The sequence below is a fragment of the Vulcanococcus sp. DEBay_Sum22DG08_74 genome (assembly GCF_017852955.1).
Taxonomy (GTDB): domain Bacteria; phylum Cyanobacteriota; class Cyanobacteriia; order PCC-6307; family Cyanobiaceae; genus Vulcanococcus.
Genome location: NZ_JAFMKL010000004.1, coordinates 1 through 20,840 on the forward strand (window position 1 = coordinate 1; position 20,840 = coordinate 20,840).

The window sequence follows — 20,840 nt, forward strand, 5'->3', positions numbered from 1 at the left end:
GGACGCTGATCACCACCTACTGCGACTTCATGCCAGTGGAGGTGCAGCTTGAAGGCGAGACCGTCAACAAACGCGAAGCCCCCTGGCGCAAGAGCCCTCGCGAGCTCAGCGATGAGGACTACATCGAGCTCTATCGCTATCTCTACCCCTTCCAGGGGGACCCCCTGCTCTGGGTGCACCTCAACACCGACTACCCCTACAACCTGCAGGGGATTCTTTATTTCCCCAAATCCACCGGCCGTGCGGATTGGGAAAAGGGCGAGATCAAGCTCTACTGCAACCAGGTCTTCGTCAGCGATTCGATCAAGGAGGTCGTCCCCCGCTACCTCCTGCCCCTGCGAGGTGTCATCGACTCACCGGACATTCCGCTGAACGTCAGCCGATCGGCTCTGCAAACCGACCGGCGGGTGCGCTCCATCGGCAACTTCGTCGCCAAAAAGGTGGGTGACCGCCTGAAGGAGCTCCACCGGGACGAACCCAAGCGTTACGCCGAGATCTGGGAATCGCTGGCCCCCTTCATCAAGATCGGTGCCATGGAAGACGAGAAGTTCGCCGATCAGGTGGCCGAGCTCGTTCTCTTTGGCACCACCGCCGCTGCGGCCGAGGGAGACAACGCTGATCCGATCGCAGCTGAGGGGGGTAAGGCCTTCACGACCCTGGGGGGCTACCGCTCACGCCTTGGCAGCGACAACGACAAGCGCATCCTCTATTGCACCGATGAGGCCGGTCAGGCCGGCGCCCTCGCCCTCTGGAAGAGCCAGGGAGCTGAGGTGCTGTTGGCCGACACCTTCATCGACACCCAATTCATTCCCTGGCTGGAATACCGCCATGAGGAACTGAAGTTCCAGCGGGTCGACAGCGAACTGGATGACTCGCTTCAGGAGAAGGACAACGAGATCAGCGACGCCGAGGGCAAGGACAGCTCAGAGAAGTTGAGGGACCTCTTCAAGGCAGCGCTCTCCAACGACAAGGTCACGGTCCAGGTCCAGGCCCTCAAGGGTGAGAACGCCCCTGCGGCCCTGATTCTTCTGCCTGAGCAGATGCGCCGGATGAATGACATGGGCGCCTTGATGGAGCAGCGCCTCCCCGGTCTGCCAGACCATCACGTGCTGCTGGTCAACCGCAAGCACCGTCTGGTCGAGGGATTGATCAAGCTCTCGGCCGGTTCGGTCATCACCGGAGCGGGCTCCAGTCCTAGCCAGGCTTTGGCCGACAACCTCAGCCGCCATCTCTATGAAATGGCGCGACTGGCCGTCGGCGGACTCGAGCCCAATGAACTCGCCGGGTTCCAGCAACGCAGCTGCGATCTGATGGGGCAGCTGATGGAGCGCGGTCTCTAGGACGCCTGCCCTCTTGAGAGGCCCTTGGGTTTGACATCCCTTGGGCTCTAGGGGATGGTGGAGATTGCCTGTCTGGGCTGGCTAACCCTTCGCAGCCCAGGGCCGACCCTGCAAATGGCACGGCCTGATGGACAGGTGATCCCTGCCGCTTCCGCATGCCGAGCTCCTTCGTCCTCGTCTATCACCGTTCCCCTTTTGACGAGGTGATCGAAGCGGACGGAACCAGGCAGTGGCGAGACCAGAAGAGCCCCAACGGCATCATCCCAACCCTCCGCAATCTGTTCCGCTCCCATCCCTCAGGCACCTGGATTGCCTGGCGAGAGAACGAGGATCCAGGGGCCGAAGATGAAACGCTGACGATCGAGGAGCCGATTGCCATTCGGCTCAGGCGGATTCCGCTGCGTCAGGAGCAGATCGGCAGTTTTTATCACGTCACATCCAAGGAATCGATCTGGCCGATCCTGCACAGCTTTCCCAGCTTTTTTGAGGTCAATAACGCGGACTGGCAGACCTTCAGGGAGGTCAATCAACGCTTTGCGGAGGCGGCCTGCAATGAAGCGGCCCCTGGGGCTTCCATTTGGATTCACGACTACAACCTCTGGCTAGCGCCAGGGTTCATCCGGGCCCTGCGCCCCGACGTCAAGATCAGCTTTTTCCATCACACGCCCTTCCCCAGCAGTGATGTCTTCAGCATCCTGCCTTGGAGGGAGGAGATCGTCGAAAGCCTGCTCTGCTGCGACGCCGTGGGCTTCCATATCCCGCGCTACGCCGAAAATTTCGCACGGGCGGCGTCCAGCTTGCTGCCGGTCAAGAAGGGACCGAAAGCGTCGGTTGCCGACCATTTCATGCCCTGCGGCAGCGCCCTGGCCCAACCGGATGCAACCCCCTGGCTGGAGCACAACGGCCACCGCGTCAAGCTCGTCGCAACACCGGTCGGCACCAGTCCGGATGTGATTCGCGAGGTCCGCGATTCACCGTCCGTTCAAGCGCTGATCAAGGAGATCGAGACAAATACCAAACGTGGTCGTACCTTGATTCTCTCGGCCAGTCGAGTCGACTACACCAAGGGAAACGAAGAGCTCCTGCGCGCGTTTGAACGCCTGCTGGAGCGCAACGAGGCCATCCATGGCCAAGTGGTTTTGGTCTTGGCCTGTGTGGCAGCCAACACCGGCATGAAGGTCTATGAGGACACCCAACGGGGCATTGAAGAAACGGTCGGTCGCATCAACGGTCGTTTCAGCAAGATCGATTGGGTGCCCATCCGGTTGACCACCCAACGCATTCCCTACGAGGAAATGGTGGCCTGGTTTGCCGCATCGGACATCTGCTGGATCACGCCGCTTCGCGATGGTCTGAACCTGGTGGCCAAGGAATATGCCGCGGCACGCAAGGGCCAGGGCGGAAGCCTGGTCCTCTCTGAGTTCACCGGCGCATCGGTGGTGATGAAGGGTGCGGTGCTCACCAACCCCTACTCCCATCGACGCATGGATGAGGCCATCGACCTGGCGCTCAGCCTCTCGGGCGAGGAGCAACGGGAGCGGATGGCGTCCATGGCCGCCTCGGTGGACCAGCTGAGCGTCGACCACTGGGCCAAGGAACAACTCGAGGCCATTCAGTAGCAGCCATGGGACGGAGAGGTTGGCTGGTGGGACTGAGCTGTCTCTTGGGCAGCCTGCTCATCAGCCTTGTGCTCTGGGCCCAACCCCGCAAAGAGCCGGTTTCGATCCTGATGCCGGCTCCCTTCGCGGATGCCACGGTTGAACTTGTCGAGACCTTCAACCGCGAGCACCCCAACATTGACTTGACGGTGACCCGGGGACCCCTGGAAACAGAGGCCGTCTCAGACCTGGCCATCAGCAGCCTCTTGCTTGGCAACAGTCCCTACGACGTCCTCCTGATGGACGTCACCTGGACGCCGAAATACGCCAAGGCCGGCTGGCTCGAACCCCTCGATGGCTGGCTCGGAGACGATGCCCTGAGCGATCTCGCCCCAGGAGCTGAGCTTGGCAATGCCTTTGATGGCCACCTCTGGCGCTTCCCCCTGGTGGCTGACATGGGTCTGCTGTTCTGGCGCACGGACCTCATGGACGCACCTCCCAGAACACCCGCCGAGCTGGAGGCCATTAGCGCCTCACTGCAACAAGAAGGTCGGGTGCGCTGGGGCTATGTCTGGCAAGGCCGCCAATACGAGGGACTGAGCTGCACCTATCTGGAGGTTCTCCGTGGTTTTGGCGGCCGCTGGCTCCGTGACGGCTCACCTGCACTCGACAGCCCGGAGGCGATTGCAGCCAGCCAATGGCTCCGCAGCCTCGTCAATCGCGGGGTCACGCCTCCCTCGGTGGCCAACATGGCCGAGCCAGAAGCACTTCAGGCCTTTGAAAGTGGCGACGCCGCCTTCATGCGCAACTGGCCCTATGCCTGGGCCGAACTGAACAAGCCGGGCTCAATGCTGGCCGGAAAGGTCGGGATCACCACCATGGTGAGCCTGCCCGGGGAACCCCACGTGGCGACCCAGGGCAGCTGGGGGCTTGCCGTGCTCTCGGGTTCGAACCACAAGCAAGCGGCCGTTGAGGCCCTGCAGTTTTTGACCAGCACAGCAGCTCAAAAAGAGCTCAACCTCAATTGGGGCTATACGCCGACGCGCCTGAGTGTCTTTGAAGACCCTGAGCTGATCAGCGCCAATCCAGTCCTGCCGGAGTTGCAAGCGGCCCTGGCTGCTGCGGTGCTCAGGCCGGTGACGCCGATCTACGCCCAGCTCAGTGACCTGCTCTACCGCGAGGTCAACACGGTGATCGCTGGGGAGATTGCTGCGGCACCAGCCATGGAGACCCTGCAGCGCAACAGCGTTCAACTGGAGCGCTCCACGGGAGGAGTGCAGTAAATGTTCCGCTCACGCCAACAGCTGTGGCTGATGCTGCCGGCCCTGGCCGCGCTAACGCTGATCTTCGTCCTGCCCATCGCTCACTACCTCTGGTTGAGCGTTCACACCCAGACGGTGTTGACCGAGTTGAAGCCAATCCCGGCAGGGGCTGCCCAATGGATCCGGCTCTGGAACGACAGTCGCTTCTGGCAGGACGCCTGGCAGACCCTTCGCTTTGCGGGGTTCTCCGTGACGACGGAAATGGTCCTGGGGCTCGCCATCGCCCTGCTGCTGAACCAGCCCCTACGCGGCAAGAGCAGCTTGCGGCTGATCAGCCTCCTGCCCTGGGCGCTGCCGACAACTGTTATGGCCCTGGGCTGGCGCTGGATCTTTAACGATCCCTATGGCCCGATCAACCAAGCCCTGCATTGGATCGGAGTGGCTCCCGTCGCCTTTCTGGCCAACCCCTCCATCACCTGGATTGCCACGGTCTGGGCTGACACCTGGAAGACCACTCCGTTCGTGGCGTTACTTCTATTGGCCGGTCTGCAGAACATTCCGCGTGATCTCTATGAGGCGGCGCAATTAGAGGGGGCGTCCGCCTGGCAGTCCCTCTGGCGGATCACCATTCCGCTGTTGACCCCCTATCTACTCATCGCCCTGGTCTTCCGCTTGGCCCAGGCGCTGGGGGTCTTTGATCTGGTGCAAGTCCTGACCGGTGGTGGCCCCGCAGGCAGTACGGAAAGCCTCGCCCTCTACGCCTATCTCAATGCGATGCGCTTCCTGGACTTTGGCTACAGCGCCACCGTGATGCTGGGTGCCTTTGCGGGACTGCTTGTGCTCTGCTCTGGCCTGGCGGGTCTCTGGTGGTTCACAAGCAGCCGCCTATCGATCAAGGGAGGAGAGCCCTAATGGCACGCCTGGTCCTCCTGGTCTGGAGCCTCGGGCCGATGCTCTGGCAGCTCTACACCTCCTTCAGGCCCACCGCAGCCCTAACCGGGGCTGGCGGTGGAGGCTGGACCCTCGCGCACTACCAGCAGCTCCTCAACGGAAATCCACCGTTTCTGACCTATCTGCTCAACAGCGCGATCGTCGGCTTCAGCAGCACGTTGTTGACCCTGCTCTTGGCCATCCCCTGCGCCTACGCCCTCAGCCGGATGCAGGCCCACCGGGCTCGCAATATCAGCGTCTTGGTGGCGGCTGCCGCTGCCTTCCCCGCGGTACTGCTGTTTTTAGCCCTACTGCAGGTGGCGCGCGACTTTCATCTGGCGAACAACCTTCTGGCCCTGAGCCTTCCCTATGCCGGCCTTTGTTTGCCGCTGGCCATCCTTCTGCTGCAGGCCGCTTTCCGCGATATCCCCGTGGAGTTAGAGGAGGCGGCCCTGATGGAGGGCATGAACCTTTGGCAGCGCCTGCGCTGGGTGCTTCTGCCCCTGATGGCTCCGGCCATCTCCTCGGCAGCACTGTTGATCTTCATCTTCTGCTGGAACGAGTATCCGATCGCCCTGACCTGGTTGAGTCAGTCCGACCTGCTCACCCTCGCCCCAGCGATTGCGCGTATCGCCGGCTCCTCGATTTTCACCGTTCCCTATGGAGCCTTTGCCGCCGCCACCGTTCTAGGTAGCGCGCCATTGCTGCTGATCATGTTGCTGTTCCAACGGCAGATCATCAGTGGCCTCACCCAAGGGGCCATCAAGGGCTAGCCCTGACCAATCACGATCGCTTCACCGCTTGATGACCGCCTCCAGCTCTGCTCGCACAGGTCTTGTTCTCAACCAGCTCTCTCGCAGGGTGGGACAGCAGACCCTGCTGCAGAACCTCAACCTGGAGGTGGCTCCCGGGGAAATTCTGGCTCTGCTGGGGCCCAGTGGTTGCGGGAAAAGCACCACCCTGCGTTGTATCGCAGGCCTCGATCAGGTCAGCAGCGGCAGGATTGAACTGGCTGGAGAGACCATCACAGCCCTTCCACCGGCTCAGCGGAACGTGGCGATGGTGTTCCAGAGCTACGCCCTCTATCCCCACCTCAGCGTGGCTAAAAACCTCAGCCTGGGACTGGAACTCAGGCGAGTTCCCCGTGCGGAGATCGACGGAGAGGTCCAGCGGGTCTTGGCCCTGCTCCAACTCGATGGCTGCCGGGATCGAAAGCCAGCCGAACTCTCCGGAGGACAGCGCCAGCGGGTTGCCCTCGCTCGGGCGCTCCTACGCAAGCCCGCCCTGTTTCTGCTGGACGAGCCCATGAGCAACCTCGATGCCCAGCTCAGGGAAGAGCTGCGCGGCGAACTGCGCGGGATCTTGCACAGCACTGGAGCGCCGGTGGTGTACGTCACCCATGACCAACACGAAGCGATGGGCCTGGCGGACCGCATCGCGGTTCTGAAGGCGGGGGATCTGCAGCAGGTGGGATCAGCCACAGAGCTCTACCAAGATCCAGAGAACCAATTCGTCGCCAGTTTTCTGGGGAGCCCTTCGATCAACCTCTTGCCGCTTCACCCCGGTGAACTCGTCGGTCTGCGGCCCGAGCATTTAGCGGTGGCTGAGGCCGGGGCCCCACAGGACGAACAGGAGGTCGCCGTGGAGGCGCAACGGCAGCATTTGGAGTGGCTTGGCGATCGCGTCATCAGCCACTGGAGAGTGCGGGACACCAGTGTGAAGGTGCTCTCCGATGCCCAAAGCGTCAGCGCAAAGCTGGCGCAAGCCAACGATCGGCCCCTTCAGCTGCGCTGGAGGCGGGAGCATGAACTCCACTTCGAGCAGGCCACTGGCCGCCGAATCCGCTGATCGGAACTAGTCCTCCCAGACCGTTTCGATCACATTCATGGCCTGCAGATAAGCAGGGATGTCATCAGCGCTGGCGGACTCATCGTCCACAAAGCTGTCGCCACCGCCCGAACGGCGAGCCAAGTCCGCGACAACGGCACTCACCACGACATCCATTGCCGCTGAGTTGTCGAGATTTTGAAGCGCCTCCGCATAGCGCCTGCTGTGGGTGGGACGCACAGACTCTTGGCAGTAGTTGCTGAGTTCACGGCTCTCGGTCATCACCGAGAAGGCCGATTGTTTGGAGTTTTGCCGGCCAAAGATGGCCATGTAGAGCAGGTTGATCAGCGAGGCGTCATGCAACGGAATGCCGTACTGGCGGACGATCTGGGGCCAGTAGCGCAGGGAGCGCAGGCCCTCGAGTCCCCCTTTGGACAACCCCGCGTCTTCGCACCAGGACTCGAATTCTTCGAGATTCGCCGGGCAGCGACCGCACTCACGCATGCGATTCGCGAGCACGGCCCCCGCCTGGAAATTGCGCGTCGGACTGCCGGCGGTGGGCAGCATCATGCTGCCGCGCACATCGGCAACCATCGCCGTCAACTGCGAGAACGTGTGATCGCGGACCTTCTCCATGTCACCATCGCGCACTAGGGCGGCCTCAATCCTCTGGACGCCATAACCCAATTCCGTCAGGGCAATCGGCTGGCGGTGGTAGAGCCGTTGTCGGTCGGTTCGCGCCATCGAGACGGTGGCCGCTTGATCGAGACACTGCTCCAGCAGCAGGGTCAAGAGGGTCGGAAGAACGCCTGGGTTGTCCCTGTGGAAGGTGTAACCAAAGCCCGCAAAAATCGAGGCCATGTTTTTTGCGGCCTTGATGTATTGCCCTTCGATGTTGTGCACCCCAGCAGAAACCTGAAGGTTGGGGGAAAGGCGATCCAGTAGTCGCGCCCCCAGCAGGGCCGTCAGGGCATTGGGATGGCAGAAATTTGCCGTGAAGCTATCCAGGGGATTGCGCAGGGCTCCATGGCGATGGAAGCCGGTGAAGAAGGCCAAGTTGGGTGCTTTTTGGCACAGCACATAGGCCTCATTGGAGATCGGATCGTGGGTGAACGAACCGGCAAGACAGGCCAGGACAACATGCTCCCGCCCCAACTCTTCGCGCAGCCTGAGGGCCTCCTGGAGGTCCTCCTCGATGTGGTTGCTGTTGGCGCTGAGAACGACTAATTCACAGTTCTGGAGCAAATAGCCCAGGTCGTTGGGCTTCAGCTGGCCGGCCTGCCCGTGGGTGCCCATCCGCTCCATGGTGGCGCGGTGCTCCGGGTCCATCCCTGAGAGCTCCTCGCTCTTGAAGGCTCCGAGAATTTGACGGCCGGGACGCGCGGCCAGAAGCAACCGCGAGCCATCGGTTTGCATCGCGCAGTTGTAGGCCAGCGAAGCGGGATACAAGCCAACGCTGTAGAAGCCGACCTTTCCCTCCTCCAGCGCCAGCAGGCGGCGGCGGATCCGTTCAGGGTCCAGGTTGGATTCGAAAAAACCGTTCTGCAAGATCACATCGGGGCCTTCCCCCATCCTTACGGGCCAGGGGGACCCATGGGAGGGTGGAACCCGTTCGACGAGGAACCGATGGCGTGTCTCTCCCTGATCGAACTGAAGCAGCAGATCAGCGCCGACCCGAACGTCCTGATCGTTCAGGATCTCGACGGTGTCTGTATGCCGCTGGTGCGCGATCCGTTAACCCGGGTCCTACCGGTGGCGTACATCCAGGCAGTCGCCAAGCTGGGGAATCGATTTCGCGTCCTCACCAACGGCGAGCACAGCAGCACCCGCGGCGTGAATCGACTCGTTGAAAGCGCCCTGGCGCCAGGACGAGATCCGGCCGCTGAGGGTTTGTATCTCCCAGGCTTGGCGGCGGGCGGAGTGCAATCCCAAACCCGCCATGGCTTGATCAGCCATCCGGGAGTCACGCCAGCGGAACTCCAGTTTCTGAAGGCCGTCCCCACGCTGCTCAGCCGAGGGGTGGGGGAGATCATTCGCCAGATCACTCCGGATGCCAAAGCGGAAGAACAGGAGCGTCTTGCCCAGGCCGCCGTGCTGGATAACGAACTCTCGCCAACACTGAACCTCAATGTGCTTTTTGCTGGCCTGTGCCCGGAGGTCGAAGAACAACGTCAGTTGCAGCGGCTCAGCCTCGGATTGCTCCAGAACATCGAGAAGCAAGCGCAGGAGCAGGGGCTGGCCGATTCGTTTTTCGTGCACCTGGCACCCAACCTGGGCCAGCACAAGGGACAAGAACAACTGAAGTGGGCCAGCCCTGAGCACCGCGGGACCAGCGACTTCCAATTCATGCTCCGCGGCGCTGTCAAGGAAGCGGGCCTCTTGGTGCTCCTCAACCAGCACATCGAACGGACCACGGGCAAAGCTCCCCTCGGCGCGGACTTCAACGTGCGCTCCGCCCCCAGAACAGCGGAGGGGCTGCTGGCGTTGGCAGAGGACTGCATCGCCCCAGAAACCATGCCCACGTTGATCGGCATTGCCGACACGATCACGTCTGAATGGGTCGTGGAGGGCGACCAAGCCGGTTGGCGCCGTGGGGGCAGCGACCGTGGCTTTTTGACGTTGTTGCAGCAGATCGGACAGACCTTTGAAACCCCTAATCGAGTGGTCTTGATCGACAGCAGTGGAGGGGAACTGGATCGCCCCAGCCTCCAAGATCCAGAGCTCAAAGGTCTGAGTGATCCGGAGGATCCCTTGCGGCTGGATGTGCTTGTTCCGGGGGGGCCAGAGGCCTATGTGGAGTGGTTTGTTGATTTGGCAGACAACGTCTTTTAAAACGTTGGGCTGACAGCGGCAGCAGAACGGCCTATCCAAGGAGGTAGTCGCCGTTTGTTCCGATGCCAGAGGGGGCCAGCAGGACACAAACCTGGCCTCCAGCTCCGGGACAACATCCCTGGTGGGATGGAGCGGTGATCTACCAGCTGATCCCCCGTTGCTACAGCGATTCCGATGGGGATGGCATCGGTGATTTCGGGGGCCTAACCAAGCGTCTGGGCTATCTGCGTTGGCTCGGGGTGGATGCGATCTGGATGACCCCGATCTATCCCTCGCCGCTCAGGGACGGTGGCTACGACATCACAGACTTCACCGACATCCACCCGGAGCTCGGGGATCTCGATGCCTTTCACCGCCTGATCGAAGCGGCCCATGCCCATGGGATCCGGGTGGTGATCGACCTGGTGTTGAACCACACCAGTCAGTTGCATCCCTGGTTTCAACGGGCCCGCTTTGCGGAGCGGGGCAGTCCAGACCGTGACTTTTATGTCTGGAGGGATGACCCGGACGGCTATAGCGATGCCCCAGTCCTCTTTCGACACTTCGAGGACTCCAATTGGTCCTGGGATCCGATAGCGCAGCAGTACTACCTGCATCGCTTTCTGCATCACCAACCTGATCTCAACTACGACAACCCAGCCGTCCAGGAGGCGGTACTCCAGGTCGTTGATTTCTGGTTGGCACGCGGCATTGATGGATTTCGCCTCGACGCCATTCCGTTTTTGTTTGAGCGCGAGGGGACCCGGTGTGAAGGACTACCGGAAACCCATGCCTTCTTGAAGACCCTGCGTCAGCGCGTCGATGCCTTTTGCGAGGCCAACCCCGGTCGAGACGTTCTGCTCCTGGCAGAAGCGATTCAGCCGGTCAAAGAAGCCATGCCCTACCTGGAGGATGGAGAGCTGCACGCGGCCTTCAACTTTGCCTTGACGGCCCATCTCTTCGCCTCGGTCGCCCATGGGGAGACCAAGGCCCTGAATCGCTTCCTTCAGGAGATCAGCAGCCTGGACTGCGGCCGCAGTTGGGCTCTACCGCTGCGAAATCACGATGAGCTCTGGCTGGGCGATGGCCACCTGGTGCCTGACGAGGTCATTCACTGGGTGCGTCATGGTCTGCCTGCTGCCCATGGCCATTGGCTGAACTGGGGAATCAATCGACGACTGGCACCGCTCTTAAACGGAGATCCCAGACCCAACATGGCCCTTCATGCCCTGCTTTACAGCTTGCCGGGCATGCCCTGCGTCTATTACGGAGATGAACTCGGGATGGGGGATTGGCCGGGACTGAGGGACCGTGACCCCAACCGAACGCCCATGGCCTGGAGCCCGGATCGCAATGGCGGTTTTTCCAGTGCTCCAGATCCCCTGCTGGTGCTGCCGCCCATCACCGCACCTGGATACGACTACCGCGTGATCAATGTTGAAGTTCAAAAGTCTCTAAAGGGGTCGCTTTTGAACTGGCATCGGCACATGCTGGTCAGCCGAAAACTGCTGCCTGCTCTGAAGCACGGCGACTTTGAACCCCTGCCGAGCCATCACCCGAGCGTCGTCAGCTTCATTCGCCGCTGCGAAGCCATGACCGTGCTCGTTGCGGTCAATCTCAGTGGTACAGGCGCATCCACCGAAATCGATCTGAGCCGATGGGAAGGAGAGCGGATTCGGGAGCTGCTCTGGGGCTGTGAATTCCCAGAGGCCAGCTCCGAATGGTTTATCTACCTCCAGGCCTATGGCTTTGGCTGGTGGCTGATCGGCGACATGGAACTGGCGAGCAACAGCGACTCGGCCGCTGGAGTCAGCCGCTCCGCTTCCGCCTGATCCAAAAAGCCAATGCGACTGCGCCGCTGCAACAGATCATCTGCCGAGCGGGCCCACTCCAAGCGGATGTTGTAGCGCCACTCCGCCAGGCAAACGGGAACCACGCTGCTGAGCGGTTTCCGCTCAGACGGCTCCATGGCCTCGTTCAGGACCGCCTCTGCTCGAAGGCCATAACTGGAGATGAGGTGGTCAATTTGCCGGGCCTGGAGTTCGCCGTCCGGCAGTAGACCCTTTAAGTGCTGAGCGAGCTGGGCGAGCTCAGCGTCGGTTTGCTCGGGGGACTGAGCGGCTCCAAGCAGGGGCAGGGGCTCAGGGGCCGGGAGGGTTCGATTCAACTGTTGGGCGATGGCCTTGAGGGCATCGACCGCCAACACCCGGCAGGTGGTCCACTTGCCCCCAAGCAAGCTGATCAGCCCACAATCGAGCTGTTCGACTTCGTGCTCGCGAACCACCTTGCTGCTGCCGCGCTCAGAGTCCGGCTGAATCAGAGGGCGACCGCCGGCCCAGCGGCTGGACACCGAGAAGCTGGGTTGCCCTGGGAACCACTGGCGTAGGTGATCCAACAGGAACGCCTCCTCCGCATCGGAGACGGAGGTGGCTTCATCGACTGGACAAGGTGAATCGGTGGTCCCAACCAGTGTTCTGCCTTGGAAGGGGAGCACGAACATCACGCGGCCATCGCTGGTTTTAGGGATCAGCAGGCCGACGCCCTCTGAACACAACGGCTCGCTGAGCACAAGGTGCACCCCCCGGCTGACCAGAAGGCGTGGACTGCACTGCGGGTCGGCCAGCAGCCTCAAGCTGTCGGCCTGGATGCCTGTGGCATTGACCACACAGCGGGCTGACCAGTGGTTCAGCGCACCATCGGCCTGACGCGCTGTGACACCCGTGAGCTGGCCCTGCTCCTGCTCGAAACCAACGACCGTGCAATCCCGCTGAACCACGGCTCCGGCCGCCTCAGCCGTGAGCAAGAGCAACAGATTCAGGCGCGCATCATCAAATTGACCATCGCTGTAGAGAACGGCGCCATGGCGATTGGGGTCCAGGCCTGGCAGGGAGCGTTGCAGTTGCTGGCGGTTGATGCCACGACTGGGTTCGAGGCCGGCCGCTCCCGCGAGGAGGTCATACATCCCCAGCCCCATCCGGTAATAGGCCTGCTCAATGGGCCCCTGGGTCGGTAGGGCAATACGCAGAGGTTGGGCCAAAAAAGGAGCCTGATCAATCCAGTACTGGCGCTCCGCCAGGGCCTCCCGCACCAATTTCAGTTGGGCGGCATCGAGCTGCTTGAAGGCCAGCTCCAGGTAGCGAACGCCGCCATGGAGCAACTTCGTGCTGCGGGAACTGGTGCCCTGGCCTGGATCACCCGCCTCCAGTAACGCCACCCGCAATCCGCGGCGAACGGCCTCGTAGGCCAGGGAGGCTCCACTGCTCCCCCCACCAATGATCAACAGATCAAACGGTTGCATCGCCATGCCACTCCAAACAACGTTCAACCGCCTGGTCCCAGCGGCGTAACCAGCGCTCCCGTTGCGCCTCCGTTTGCTGAGGGCTCACCTGGGTCGAGGAAGCCCTCACCGAGCTGGCAATGGCCTCGAGATCGTCGACCACTCCAACGGCCTCACCGGCCATCAGGGCAACGCCCAAGGCGGTGGACTCCAAATTGGCCGGACGCACCACCTCAACGCCGGCGCTGTCGGCCTGGGCCTGAAGCAAGACAGCGGAGGCCGCCGCCCCGCCATCAACGGCGATGGTGCGCAGGGGAGCGCCAAGGGCCTCGGCCGCACCGCGCAGCAGTCCGGTGACGGCTAAGGCAATCCCCTCGAGGGCAGCCCGGGCAATCTGCGGTGCACCGGTGTCACGGGTCATGCCGATCAACAACCCTCTGGCATTGGGGTCCCAGTGGGGAGAGCCCCAACCGGTGAAGGCCGGCACGAGCATCAGCTCGCCCGCACTGGCCACCTTGGAGGCCAACCCGTCGACCTCGGCGGACTCACGAATGATCCCGAGGCCATCGCGCAGCCACTGGATGACCGTTCCTGCATTGAACAAGCTGCCTTCAATGCAGTAGGTCGTGCTGCCGTCGGCGTTGCTCCAACCCACGGTGCTCAGCAGGCCACCAGCGGCGCGCTGAGGTTGCTGCCCGCAATTCACGACCAGAAAGGCACCGGTTCCGTAGGTGCACTTGGCCTGGCCGGGTTGCCTGCAGAACTGGCCATAGCTGGCGGCCTGTTGATCACCGAGCATCGCCGTGATCGGCACACCGGCAAAGGGAAGGCCCTCAGCGATCACCCCAAACGAGCTGCGGGTGGGTCGTAAGTCGGGCAACGCCTTCAGGCTCAGACCAACGCGTTCAACCGCCTCCGGCAGCCAACAGAGCTGCTCCAGGTCCAGCAGCAGCGTGCGACTGGCATTGCTGATGTCTGTGGCGTGCTGCGCTCCGCGGGTCAGCTGCCAGAGCAACCAGCTATCGACAGTGCCAAAACAGAGGTCATCGCCAGCCAGGGCCTGCCGGGCCTCGGGATAGGCCTGCAGCATCCAAGCGATCTTGCTGGCGCTGAAATAAGGGTCCAGCACAAGTCCCGTCTGGCGCTGCCACTGATCCGCCGCCGCCTGGCGCTTCCAATCTCCGCAGATCGATGCGGTCCGACGGTCCTGCCAGACCAGGGACGGGCCGAAGGGTTCGCCGGTGCTGCGTCGCCAGAGGGTGGTGGTTTCGCGCTGATTGGTGATGCCGCAGGCCCTGACTGCTGCCCGTTGCCCTGGACTGAGGCGCTGCTCCAGTAGGGCCATCGCCTCCAGCTGGCTCTGCCAGATCGCGGAGGCGTCCTGCTCGACCCAACCATCATCCGGGTAGTGGATGGCAAGCGGCACCTGGGCCGAGGCCACCGACTCGCCGTTGGAGGACACCAGAACGGCGCGAGAACTGCTGGTGCCCTGGTCGAGAGCTAACAGATAGGACTCAGACACAGGCAAAAGGGTTTCCCCACTCTTACGGGCTTCCAGCGGATCTGTCAGGGGCTTGACGCAGCACGAGACAGTGGAAACAGCTCAAACCTCGCCTCTACCGATGACCTCGCTCTGGAGTACTGCGCCTGCAGTGGCGGCCCTACTCGGCGGTGGGTTGCTGTCCCTTCTGGCAGCAAGGATCTTTGGGATCTTCTTCGGTCGTCTGACACGGCGAACGCGAAGCGAAACCGATGACTTCATCGTTCAGGTCATCACGGACACGATCCCAATCCTTGGCTGGGTCATCAGCGCCAGTTGGGCTTGGTGGCTGCTGCCGACCTCTCCCGAGGCGGATCGGGTGGTCTTCACCATCTCGAAACTCATCCTGGTGGTGTTCCTGGTGCGGCTGGTCAACCGCATCAGCCTGCGGTTGCTGCAACGCTCCGCGGCCCACAGCGGAGATCCAGCGGTCGGCAACATGCTCCGCGCCCTCGCGCCGATGTTGCGGGCGTTGGTCTGGTGCGTCGGCGCTGTCCTCTATCTGCAGAACATCGGTGTCCAGATGGCTGCGATCTGGGCTCTGCTGAGCGCCGGTGGCATCGGGGCAGGCTTGGCCTTAAAGCAGCCGGTCTCTGAATTCTTCGAATACATCACCATCCTTCTCGACAAGCCCTTCCAACCCGGTCAATTCATCCAAGTCGGAGAGGTCTGGGGAACGGTGGAGCGGGTGGGGGTGCGTTCGACCCGTCTGCGCAGCATCAACGGCGAAGCGATCGTCATGAGCAACAGCGCCCTGACCAGCTCAGTGGTGGCGAACTATGGGGAGATGCAAGAGCGGCGGCTGATCTATCGGCTGGGGGTGACCTACGACACCAGCCACGCCGTACTGGAACGGATCCCTGGCCTGTTGAAAGCGATCGTTGAGCAGGGGGGCGATGCCCGCTTTGACCGGGCCCATTTCGTGGCCTTCAACAGCAGCAGCCTTGATTTTGAGTTGGTCTATTTCGTTCCTTCGAACGACTACGTCCAGGCGATGGAAGCCCAGCAACGGATCAACCTGGCGATCGTCCAACGCTTCGCCCAGGAGGGCATTGAGTTCGCCTTCCCGACGCAAACCTTGCACCTGCACAACTGCACTGAGGCCTTGGGTTCTGGGGTGTGACCCGACTTGCTATGGTGGGCGCTTGGGCAATTTGCCCGAAGTTGTGTTTTTAGAAGATCGGTCATGTCCCGGGTCTGCCAACTCACCGGCAAGCGCGCCAACAACGGCATGGCCGTCTCCCACTCGCACATCCGCACGAAGAAGCTCCAGCAGGTGAACCTGCAAGAGCGCCGTCTGTGGTGGGCTGAAGGCAACCGTTACGTGAAACTGCGGGTCTCCACCCGTGCCCTGAAGACCATTCAAAAGAAGGGCCTGGGCGCCTACGCCAAGCAGCTGGGCATCAACCTGGCCAAGATCTGAGCTTCAATCCTGGGAGTTCTCCCAGGATCAAGTTGAACCGCCGCAACCTGCTTGTTTCGTTTGGTGCTGCGGCCTTAGGCCTGCTGGGACTCCCCCGGCAGGCCTTTTCGATGGGAGGGACCCTGCCCGATCTCGATCAACCGGCCCCTGGCTTTGGGCTCTCCGGCGTGGTTCCAGGCGAGGGGGGGGCCGTCGAAGCCGTACGCAGCCTGAGCGATTTCAAAGGGAGCTGGGTGGTGCTCTACTTCTATCCCCGAGATTTCACGGAGGGGTGCACCTTGGAAGCCAAGGGCTTTCAACGGGATCTGCAGCTGTTCCATGCCCGCAATGCGGAAGTGGTCGGAATCAGTGCAGACGACACGGACTCCCACAAAGAGTTCTGCGGAAGCGAGGCGTTGACCTACCCGCTGCTCTCTGATCCCGGAGGAGAAACCAGCAAGCGCTACGGCAGCTGGATCCCGCCCTTCTCCCAACGTCACACCTTTTTGATTGACCCAGAAGGGGTTCTTAAAGAGCGCTGGTTAGGGGTACGGCCCCTAGGCCACAGCCAGGAGATCCTGAAGCGGCTGGATGAGCTACAGGCCTGAGGCTGCGCGCTGCTCCAGCAGCCTCAGGTGGGCTTGACCTGCAGGGAGGCTGTCGCAGAACAGGCAGTTGTCCTCAAATCGCACTTGATAAAGCTCGCCTTCGCTGGAGCGCAGCTGATAGATCACTCCCCCTTGGGGATCGACCAGCACAGGGACCTGGGCCATGGGTCTTCAGGAGCAACGAGCAGAGGCTGGCTCGGCGATTGAACCCTTGCCATAGGTGCATCAACTCATCATCCGTAGCGACCACTACAGGTGATGCGGGTGGCCACGAACCGGGGTGGACTTTGGTAGCGAAAGGAACCTGAAGGGGTCTGACTGCTCTGCATGCTTGCCCCAATTCCACTCGAGCAATGTTTACCGAGTACAGGCCAAAGAAGGGATATGACGAATACTTCAGTGCCGCCGAAGGCCCTCGCTCCGGCCTCAAGCCCCTGGTGAACTCCCTGGGTGCACTCGGGATCGAGAAACTCAACCGCAATCACGCCGCCGCTGGAGTCCTACTGAAGCGACTCGGGGCCACCTTCAGGCTGAATGATTCGGGCGGACGCGTGGGGGAACGGATCCTGCCATTCGACCCGCTGCCACGCTTGATTCGCTCGAAGGAGTGGGAGCGTCTAGAGCGAGGACTGTCCCAGCGCCTAGAGGCGATTGATCAATTTCTGGGTGACATCTACGGCGAGCAACGCATCATCCGAGATGGGGTTATTCCGCGGGAGCACGTGGAAAGTTCCCTGGGGTGGAGGCGCGAGCTTCAAGGGTTCAAGCCCCCCTTGGGCAAATGGTGTCAAATCTCCGGGCTTGATCTGATCCGTGATGGAGAAGGAACCTGGCGCGTCCTGGAGGACAACCTGAGATGTCCTTCTGGTGTCGCCTATTTCCTGGAGAACAGGAGGGTGATGAAACGGATGTTCCCGAGCCTGTTTAGTGGCCGGATCGTCCAGCCGATTGATCGCTACCCCTCCCAGCTGCTGCAGACCCTGAGGGAGCTGGCGCCCTGGACCGACTCCCCCCGGGTCGTCCTCCTGACCCCCGGGGTGTTCAACAGCGCCTATTTCGAACACAGCTATCTGGCTCAACAGATGGGCATTCCCCTCGTCGAGGGCCGGGACTTGGCCTGTGAAGACGGACGGGTTTGGATGCGCACGACCCGTGGATTGGAGACCGTCGATGTGATCTACCGGCGCATTGATGATGACTTCCTCGATCCCGCCGTCTTCCGCAGCGATTCAATGCTGGGGGTCCGCGGACTGATGGAGGTCTATGCCCAGGGACGGGTGGCGATTGCCAACGCTCCTGGAACTGGAATTGCCGACGACAAGCTGATCTACGCCTATGTGCCGGAGATGGTGCGCTACTACCTCGGGGAGGAAGCCATCATCCAAAACGTCCCCACCTACCTCTGCTCTAAAGCTGAAGATCGGGCCTATGTCCTAAGCCATCTACGGGAGCTGGTGGTGAAAGCCGTCTCGGAAGCTGGAGGCTATGGGATGTTGATCGGACCCCATGCCAGTGACGAGGAGATCCAAGACTTCGCCACGAAGATCGAGGCCAATCCGCGCAACTTCATTGCCCAACCCACCCTGGAGCTCTCCACCGTCCCCTCCCTCAGTGACGGCGAGCTCTACCCCTGCCATGTGGATCTGCGGCCCTACATCCTGCGGGGCAAAACCACCTGGGTCACACCAGGCGGGTTAACCCGCGTGGCCCTCAAGCGGGGATCACTGGTGGTGAATTCCTCCCAGGGCGGCGGCTGCAAGGACACCTGGATCGTGGAGGACGCCCCATGCTGAGCCGCGTCGCGGATTCCCTCTATTGGATCAACCGCTATGTGGAGCGGGCCGAGAACATCTCGCGCTTTGTCGAGGTCAGTGCTGCCATGGCGCTGGACTGCCCCCCTGGTAGCGCAGAGCCCTGGCAACCACTGATCGATGCCAGTGGTCATCGCTCTCTGTTTGATGCGCTCTACCCCGGTGGAGGTGAACAGCAGGTTCTTGAATTTCTCATCCGCGCTGAGGCCAACCCCAACAGCATCGTCAACTGCATCGCGCTGGCCAGGGAAAACGCCAGGCAGATCCGGGATGTCATCACCAGTGAGATGTGGGAGCAGCTCAATGGTCTCTACTGGACCCTGGTCGAGAACGACGGGTTTTGGGAGGAGCCAACCCCAGAGCAGCTCAGGGAGATCCGGCGTGGCTGCCAATTGTTTTACGGAATTACCGATGCCACCCTCAGTCGGGATCTTTCCTGGCAGTTCAGCCGACTCGGTCGGCTGATTGAGAGGGCGGATAAGACCACTCGCATCCTTGATGTGAAGTACTTCCTTTTGCTCCCGAGCCCTGATGACGTCGGCGGGGTACTCGACGAGTTGCAGTGGATGTCTCTACTGCGCAGTGCTGGCGCTTATCAGATGTTCAGGCAATCCAACGTTGGGGTGATTTCACCGGAAGCGGTGGCGTCCTTCCTGCTGCTCAATCCCCTCTTCCCGAGGTCGGTGCGCTACTGCCTCGAGCGGATCCATGAGACGCTTCAGGTGATCGGGCGCGATGCCGCCGCCGGGACGCCCGACGACCTCGAGTGCATGGTGGGTCTGACGCAGGCCCGCTGGAGTTTCAGCAAAATTGAAACGCTGATCGCCGGTGGTCTCCATGAGGCGATTGATGGCCTTCAGCAGGACCTCAACCAGCTGCACAATCTGATTCACGCTCGCTACTTCGTGCTTCCGGGCGGACTGAGCCCCGAAGACACAACAGTGATCCCCGTGAGCTCCACCTCCCTGTCCACCACCGCTTCCGGTCAAGACCTGGCATGCGCGCCCGCTTAATTCATCGCTTCGACTACCGCTACAGCCAGCCCGTGCTGCTGGGACCCCATCGTTTTTGCCTGCGGCCCAGGCCCCATGGGTTTCAGCGTCTGATCGATTTCAAACTGAGCATCGAGCCTGAGCCGAGCCAGCTCTATGAGCTGATGGCAGCAGGTGGCGACACCATCACCCGGGCACGGTTTCTCCAGGAAACCGATTGTTTTCAGGTGGTGGCCACGAGCGAGGTTGAGACGTTCATACCACCCCTGATCGAAGCCTGCCTGGACGAAACGATGTTGAACCTGCCGCTCGCCATCGGCAGGCTGAACCCCGATCTCATGAGCAACCTCCAAGGCTGGTTGCCCAACGGTCAACATGATGCCGCCGCTGTCGATCTGGCCCAAGAAGCCCTCACAGGGAGTGATGGCAGCTGCCTGAGCTTTTTGCAGCAGCTGATCGAGATCATTCAGGACCGCGTCAAATACACCGAGCGCCATCAAGGCCCCGCTTGGCCTGCGGGCCGGACACTGAAGGAGCGGATCGGCTCCTGCCGTGATCTCGCCATGCTGATGATCGAGTGCTGCCGCAGCGTTGGACTTCCAGCCCGGTTTGTCAGTGGCTATCACCTTGTGGAGCCCAAACCTGAGCGCTACGACCTGCACGCCTGGACCGAGGTCTACCTCCAGGGAGCAGGCTGGCGAGGGTTCGATGCCAGTGGCAAGGGGGCGGTGGATGATCGCTACATCCCCGTGGTGACCTCTTCGAAATCAGATCTCACGGCGGCGGTCAGCGGCACGTTTTCAGGGCCGACGGGGGTGCAAAGCACGCTGAATTGGGAGATCCAGGCCGAAATCCTCTGCTCGGCCCAGTCCCGTTGAACGCTTACCAGCTGACGCCATGCAACTTGGGCAACGGCGCTGAGCGAAAGGTGGTCGCAAACAGACGAGGAATGAGTCGACTGTTGTAGACGCGAAACTCGCGGGCAACGCTGGCTCCTGGATCACGGATTGCCTGATTCAGCACGACCGATCCCTCCTCATCCGAGATCGAACGGTGGAAGGTTCCGGGCGGAATCCGGAGAATGTCACCACCGGTTTCAAGACGAACAATGTGATACGGATAATTCCAGCCGAAGTTCACCAGATAGAACAGGCGACCCCCGGTTAGAGCGAGCAGATTGTCCTCTTGATGGGGGTGGAGATAGAACTGCCAGGCGCCCGTATTGGGCTCATCCGGTGGACTAACGGCCGGCCCGCTATGGATGACCAGATCCCGCGCGTTGGAGTTGTCGACGGTGATATCGAAGAAACGAACCGCAGGGGTATCGCGGAACTTCTCGTAGGGGATCAGCTCAAACATCTGAGCTTGGGTGGCTGTTCCTGACGACATGCTGCGTCCGTGGGATAGCCCAATGAACCGCACTCCCTGGTCTCCAGGGCGTG

19 protein-coding genes are annotated in these 20,840 nt (G+C 61.6%); 14 read left to right on the forward strand and 5 right to left on the reverse strand.

The features are described 5' to 3' along the window. The 6 genes from QZ184_RS01155 to QZ184_RS01180 all read left to right on the forward strand — a co-directional run. Positions 1-1,340: molecular chaperone HtpG (locus tag QZ184_RS01155; RefSeq protein WP_296417768.1), on the forward strand; the 1,340-nt coding region annotated here is incomplete at its 5' end. Between the two features lie 155 nt (positions 1,341-1,495). After that, positions 1,496-2,959: a glucosylglycerol-phosphate synthase gene (gene ggpS, locus QZ184_RS01160; RefSeq protein ID WP_296417770.1), complete on the forward strand. Its 1,464-nt coding sequence runs from the start codon at positions 1,496-1,498 to the stop codon at positions 2,957-2,959. Positions 2,960-2,964: 5 nt separating this feature from the next. Beyond that, a complete protein-coding gene (locus tag QZ184_RS01165) occupies positions 2,965-4,221 on the forward strand; it encodes an ABC transporter substrate-binding protein (RefSeq protein WP_296415106.1) in 1,257 nt (418 codons plus the stop codon). After that, complete coding sequence (locus QZ184_RS01170) at positions 4,222-5,112, forward strand: sugar ABC transporter permease (RefSeq protein ID WP_296415107.1); 891 nt, start codon at positions 4,222-4,224, stop codon at positions 5,110-5,112. Further along, positions 5,112-5,903 carry a carbohydrate ABC transporter permease gene (locus QZ184_RS01175; protein WP_010317097.1) on the forward strand — a complete coding sequence of 264 codons (792 nt, stop codon included), beginning with the start codon at positions 5,112-5,114 and terminating at the stop codon, positions 5,901-5,903. The genes QZ184_RS01170 and QZ184_RS01175 overlap by 1 nt, the downstream gene beginning before the upstream one ends. Positions 5,904-5,991: 88 nt before the next feature. Continuing rightward, positions 5,992-6,978: an ABC transporter ATP-binding protein gene (locus QZ184_RS01180; RefSeq protein WP_363159411.1), complete on the forward strand. Its 987-nt coding sequence runs from the start codon at positions 5,992-5,994 to the stop codon at positions 6,976-6,978. Between the two features lie 6 nt (positions 6,979-6,984). Here QZ184_RS01180 and QZ184_RS01185 read toward each other — a convergent pair whose 3' ends face one another. After that, positions 6,985-8,529, reverse strand: coding sequence for a hypothetical protein (locus QZ184_RS01185; protein ID WP_296417775.1), 1,545 nt, complete (start codon positions 8,527-8,529; stop codon positions 6,985-6,987). 54 nt (positions 8,530-8,583) lie between these two features. On the opposite strand from QZ184_RS01185, the gene stpA reads away from it, so the two are divergent. Next, entirely contained in the window at positions 8,584-9,789 is a 1,206-nt protein-coding gene (stpA, locus tag QZ184_RS01190) for a glucosylglycerol 3-phosphatase (protein WP_296417777.1), read from the forward strand. A 62-nt stretch (positions 9,790-9,851) separates the two neighbouring features. Continuing rightward, positions 9,852-11,600 (forward strand): alpha-amylase family glycosyl hydrolase, encoded by a 1,749-nt coding sequence (locus QZ184_RS01195; protein ID WP_296415114.1) that lies wholly within the window; start codon positions 9,852-9,854, stop codon positions 11,598-11,600. Here the strand turns inward: QZ184_RS01195 and QZ184_RS01200 are convergent. After that, on the reverse strand, positions 11,510-13,093 hold the full coding sequence (locus QZ184_RS01200; RefSeq protein WP_296417778.1) for an FAD-dependent oxidoreductase: 1,584 nt from the start codon (positions 13,091-13,093) through the stop codon (positions 11,510-11,512). The two genes, QZ184_RS01195 and QZ184_RS01200, sit on opposite strands and share 91 nt — an antisense overlap. After that, entirely contained in the window at positions 13,053-14,567 is a 1,515-nt protein-coding gene (gene glpK, locus QZ184_RS01205; RefSeq protein WP_296415116.1) for a glycerol kinase GlpK, read from the reverse strand. The genes QZ184_RS01200 and glpK overlap by 41 nt, the downstream gene beginning before the upstream one ends. A gap of 100 nt (positions 14,568-14,667) precedes the next feature. On the opposite strand from glpK, the gene QZ184_RS01210 reads away from it, so the two are divergent. From QZ184_RS01210 to QZ184_RS01220, 3 genes are all read left to right on the forward strand, one after another. Then, a complete protein-coding gene (locus tag QZ184_RS01210) occupies positions 14,668-15,708 on the forward strand; it encodes a mechanosensitive ion channel family protein (protein ID WP_296415117.1) in 1,041 nt (346 codons plus the stop codon). Positions 15,709-15,771: 63 nt separating this feature from the next. Continuing rightward, a complete protein-coding gene (gene rpmB / locus QZ184_RS01215) occupies positions 15,772-16,008 on the forward strand; it encodes a 50S ribosomal protein L28 (RefSeq protein ID WP_010317109.1) in 237 nt (78 codons plus the stop codon). A gap of 26 nt (positions 16,009-16,034) precedes the next feature. Continuing rightward, a complete protein-coding gene (locus QZ184_RS01220; RefSeq protein WP_247479697.1) occupies positions 16,035-16,595 on the forward strand; it encodes a peroxiredoxin in 561 nt (186 codons plus the stop codon). Here the strand turns inward: QZ184_RS01220 and QZ184_RS01225 are convergent. Further along, positions 16,584-16,760, reverse strand: a complete 177-nt coding sequence (locus tag QZ184_RS01225) for a hypothetical protein (protein ID WP_296415120.1) — start codon at positions 16,758-16,760, stop codon at positions 16,584-16,586. The genes QZ184_RS01220 and QZ184_RS01225 overlap by 12 nt on opposite strands. A gap of 188 nt (positions 16,761-16,948) precedes the next feature. Here QZ184_RS01225 and QZ184_RS01230 point away from each other — a divergent pair, with 188 nt between their 5' ends. From QZ184_RS01230 to QZ184_RS01240, 3 genes are read left to right on the forward strand one after another with little or no spacing between them, the layout of a single operon-like run. Beyond that, on the forward strand, positions 16,949-18,388 hold the full coding sequence (locus QZ184_RS01230) for a circularly permuted type 2 ATP-grasp protein (RefSeq protein ID WP_296417780.1): 1,440 nt from the start codon (positions 16,949-16,951) through the stop codon (positions 18,386-18,388). Then, complete coding sequence (locus QZ184_RS01235) at positions 18,382-19,419, forward strand: alpha-E domain-containing protein (protein ID WP_247478555.1); 1,038 nt, start codon at positions 18,382-18,384, stop codon at positions 19,417-19,419. The genes QZ184_RS01230 and QZ184_RS01235 overlap by 7 nt, the downstream gene beginning before the upstream one ends. Next, positions 19,404-20,276 carry a transglutaminase family protein gene (locus QZ184_RS01240; protein WP_296415121.1) on the forward strand — a complete coding sequence of 291 codons (873 nt, stop codon included), beginning with the start codon at positions 19,404-19,406 and terminating at the stop codon, positions 20,274-20,276. Before QZ184_RS01235 ends, QZ184_RS01240 begins: the two co-directional genes overlap by 16 nt. A gap of 4 nt (positions 20,277-20,280) precedes the next feature. Here QZ184_RS01240 and QZ184_RS01245 read toward each other — a convergent pair whose 3' ends face one another. Beyond that, a complete protein-coding gene (locus QZ184_RS01245; RefSeq protein WP_247478559.1) occupies positions 20,281-20,757 on the reverse strand; it encodes a redox protein in 477 nt (158 codons plus the stop codon). Positions 20,758-20,840 lie beyond the last annotated feature (83 nt).